The sequence below is a fragment of the Synechococcus sp. H55.2 genome (assembly GCF_047462495.1).
GTDB lineage: Bacteria > Cyanobacteriota > Cyanobacteriia > Thermostichales > Thermostichaceae > Thermostichus.
On the sequence record NZ_JANSJH010000066.1, the window covers coordinates 11,738 to 15,909 of the forward strand.

General features: G+C 59.2%; 2 protein-coding genes. Both read left to right on the forward strand.

The genetic code is table 11. The features are described 5' to 3' along the window. Positions 1-152 precede the first annotated feature (152 nt). Complete coding sequence (locus NW844_RS08780; protein WP_414335011.1) at positions 153-2,147, forward strand: ABC transporter ATP-binding protein/permease; 1,995 nt, start codon at positions 153-155, stop codon at positions 2,145-2,147. A 261-nt stretch (positions 2,148-2,408) separates the two neighbouring features. Next, positions 2,409-4,172 (forward strand): NADPH-dependent assimilatory sulfite reductase hemoprotein subunit (locus NW844_RS08785; RefSeq protein WP_414335008.1); only part of this gene is annotated, 1,764 nt, incomplete at its 3' end.

The window sequence follows — 4,172 nt, forward strand, 5'->3', positions numbered from 1 at the left end:
GCTGGACATAAGCCCTACCAGCACTGGCTCAGCATGAGCAGCGGGGCTCTTCCTCAGAGGCGAAGGGATTTGCTCCTGGTGGACCGAGAAGGGATCCCTGGCCTGCTAGCCTGGAAGATGTCGATCCCACGCTCTTGACCACGACCACAAACATGGAATCCCAAGCCGCTCAATTTAATTTCGACCGCAAACTTTGGGACCGCTTTATCACGGTAGCTCAGCCCTACTTTTATCCGCGGGTGCGCTACGGGGGCTGGATTTTCTTTGGCTTGCTGGCAGCGGCCATGGTGTTTGTGGTTGCCTTGATGTTCTTTGTGGAGATTGGGGTGACCTTGGTTGGTCAGGCCCTGTTCCCAGAGTTTTTTACCAATGTAGCAGCCGGGCTGGTGGCGCAAACGGAGAGAAACTTGGCCTCGCCGCTGCTGTGGGTGGCCGCAGCCAGCTTGGCTCTGAGCAGCCTGGCCTTTGGGCTGGTGTGGCGCCAGATTCAGCGGCGCTGGCTGCAATGGCTGTTGTTGACCTTTTTGCTGTTTCTATCTTTAACGGTAAACCGATTAAACGTGATGATCAGCTTTATCTTTCGGTTTATCGACACCGCCCTACAGCAAAAAGAAGAGAACACCTTCTGGCAGTTTTTAATCATCTACGGGGTGTTGATCATCTCGGCCATTCCCATTTTGGTGATCTATCGGTATACACGGCTGAAGCTGGGCCTGTTTTGGCGGGAATGGCTGACCGACCACTTTCTGGATCGCTACTTCGAGCAGCGGGCCTACTACGAGCTGGATTCTAACGCCGCTAACACAGAGATTGATAACCCCGACCAGCGCATCTCCGAAGACGTTCGCTCCTTTACCGGCACCACCCTTTCTTTTTTGCTGGATATTCTCGACTCGATCCTCACCCTCTACGCCTTTACCGGCATTCTCTACAGCATCTCCCGCCCCTTGGCGGTGGGACTGGTTATCTATGCTACCATCGGCACCGCCATTGCCATTTTGGCCGGTCGCAAGCTGATTAAAATTAACTTCGATCAACTGCGCTACGAGGCTGACTTTCGCTACAGCCTAGTCCACGTGCGGGACAACGCTGAGTCCATCGCCTTTTACCAGGGAGAAGACCTAGAGCTGAGGCAGATCTTGAATCGCTTTGCCGCTGCCCTGCGCAACTTTGACTTGTTAATCATTTGGCAGGCCATTATTGACATTTTTCAGTATGCCTATAACTACTTCACGCGCATTGTGCCCTATGTAATTGTGGCCCCCCTTTACTTTAGCGGCGTACGGGATTTTGGCACCATTACCCAGGCCACCATTGCCTTTAGCCAGGTGCTGAGTGCCCTTTCAATTGTGGCCAACCAGATCCAAAGCATCTCCAGCTTTGCCGCCGGGATCAACCGTCTAGGGTCCTTTTACGAAACGTTGGAGAATCCGGCCCTGCGCCACACCCGCGACCAGGAGAGCACCATCCAAACTCGCATCGCTCCCCAACTGGCGCTGCAGCAGGTTACTTTGCTAACACCAAACTCGGAACGAACCCTGGTGCGGGATCTGTCTCTGAGTTTAGAGGCAGGCCAACGGCTGCTCATTGTGGGGGCCAGCGGCAGCGGCAAGAGCTCCCTACTGCGGGCCATTGCCGGCCTGTGGAACAACGGCCAGGGATCCATCGCCCGCCCCGACACCACCGAGATGCTCTTCCTGCCGCAAAAGCCCTACATGCTGCTGGGATCCCTGCGGGATCAACTCCTCTATCCAGGTCGTCGCCGGGATCTCAGCGATGCAGATCTCATCCGGGTTTTGGCCCAGGTGAACCTAGCCGATTTGCCGGAGCGGGTGGGCGGCTTTGACGTGGAGAAAGATTGGGCCAGCACCCTCTCTTTGGGGGAACAGCAGCGCCTGGCCTTTGCCCGCATTTTGATTACTCAGCCCCGCTACGCCATTTTGGACGAGGCCACCAGCGCTCTAGATGTAGCCAACGAAAAGCTGCTCTACCTGCAACTGCAACACCTCAACACCACCTACGTCAGCGTCGGCCACCGCCCCACTCTCCTGGCCTACCACGACCTGGTCTTGGAGCTACAGGGCAACTCTGCCTGGAAACTCTGGTCGGCGGCAGAATACGGCGCCCGCTTGGCCCTGGCCGGCTAGAGCGCTGCCTTAGCTCTCAATCTGCCCTGGTACCCCTCACCCCCGGCCCCTCTCCCTGAGTGACGACCCAAGCGCTCCGCGCCGCTAGCGCGAACACCCCCGGCCCCTCTCTCAGACAGAGTGACGACCCTCACCCCCGTCCCCTCTCCCTCTGGGAGAGGGGGGTAGGCTGTTCCACCTCAAACCCATAGAACTGGACGCAGTCCAGGGGAGATGCTACCCTGTTTCACAGGTATTCCGACCGGATTACTGGAGAATCAGATGAGCTCCCTTGTCGGCTCTGAGGCCAAGCGCTCCAAGGTGGAGCAGATCAAGGCAGATAGCCATTTCCTGCGGGATCCCTTGCGGCAGGAGCTGGCCCAAGACACTACCCACTTTAGCGAAGCGGCGGTGCAGGTGCTCAAGTTTCATGGCGCCTACCAGCAGGACGACCGGGATCTGCGGCAGCAGCGAAAGCAGGAGGGGTTGGAGCGGGCCTACGAGATGATGTTGCGCACCCGTATTCCGGGGGGGCATGTGCCGCCGCAGCTCTACTTGACCCTGGATCGGCTGGCCGAGGAGTACGGCAACGGCACCCTGCGGGCCACCACCCGGCAGACCTTTCAACTCCACGGGATCTTGAAGAAAAATCTCAAGGCCACGGTGGCCAGCATCGTCCGGCAGATGGGATCCACCCTGGCCGCCTGTGGCGATGTCAACCGCAACGTCATGGCACCAGTCGCCCCCTACAAAAACCGGCCTGCCTACCGCTACGCCCAGGAGTATGCCCGCAAGCTGGCGGATCTCCTGGCTCCAAAGACTTCTGCCTACTACGAGCTGTGGGTGGATGGGGAGCCGGTTCCCATCCCGCCGGTGGATCCGGAAGTCCGGGAAGCCGAGCAGTTTGTAGGCAACGGCGTGAGGCTGGAGGGGCCGGAACCTCTCTATGGCCCGGTCTATCTGCCCCGCAAGTTTAAGACGGCCATCGCCGTAGCCGGGGAGAACACCGTCGATGTGTACTCCCAAGACCTGGGTTTGATCGTCCTCACCGACCGCAAGGGCAACCTCAAGGGCTTCAACATCGTGGTGGGCGGCGGCATGGGGCGCACCCACGGCAAGGAGGAGACCCAACCCCTTTTGGCCCAGAAGCTCTGCTTTGCCCCGCCGGAAGCGGTGTACCGGGTTTGCCAGGCGATTTTGGCGGTGCAGCGGGATCACGGCAACCGCTACGACCGCAAGCAGGCACGGCTGAAGTATCTGGTGCGCGACTGGGGGATCCGCAAGTTTCGCCGCGCTGTTGAGGAGTATGTTGGGGAAAAATTGCCCCGTTTTCGTCCCTTGCCCAAGTGTATCCCCAACAGCGACGACTACCTGGGCTGGCACGAGCAAGGGGATGGCCGTTGGTTTTTGGGCCTCTCCATTGAAAATGGCCGCATCCAAGATACGCCGGAGCGGCAGTTGAAAACGGCCCTGCGCAAGATTGTAGAGGAATTTTCTCTACACCTGCGGCTGACTCCTACGCAGGACGTGATCTTCATTGACATCGAGGATCACCAGCGAGAGGCCATCAACCAGATCCTCAAGTCCCACGGGGTGCTTTCCAAAGAGGAGATCCCGGAGCTGGTGCGGCTCTCCATGGCCTGTCCGGCGCTTCCCACCTGCGGCTTGGCCATTACCGAGTCGGAGCGAGCCCTGCCCACCCTGATTCGCCAGTTGGATCAGGTGTTGCAGGAGCTGGGGCTGCAGGATTCGCCCTTTTTGGTGCGCATGACCGGCTGCCCCAATGGCTGTGCCCGGCCTTACTTGGCAGAGCTCGGCTTGGTGGGATCCGCCCCCGATGGCTACTACCAAATCTGGCTGGGGGCCAGCCCGCAAGGGGATCGCCTGGCCCAGCCGTTTCAGGATCGGGTGCACATTAGCCAGATCGTGCCGCTGATGAGAGTTCTTCTGCAGCTCTACAAGCAGGAGCGCCACCCCCAAGAGCGCTTCGGCGACTATTGCCACCGGGTGGGGATCCCCTACCTACAGGCCCAGGTGCAGCAGCTC

Bases quoted from the DNA above. Each gene is read 5' to 3' on its own strand.
- NW844_RS08780 (WP_414335011.1), top strand. From the start codon at position 153: ATGGAATCCCAAGCCGCTCAATTTAATTTCGACCGCAAACTTTGGGAC.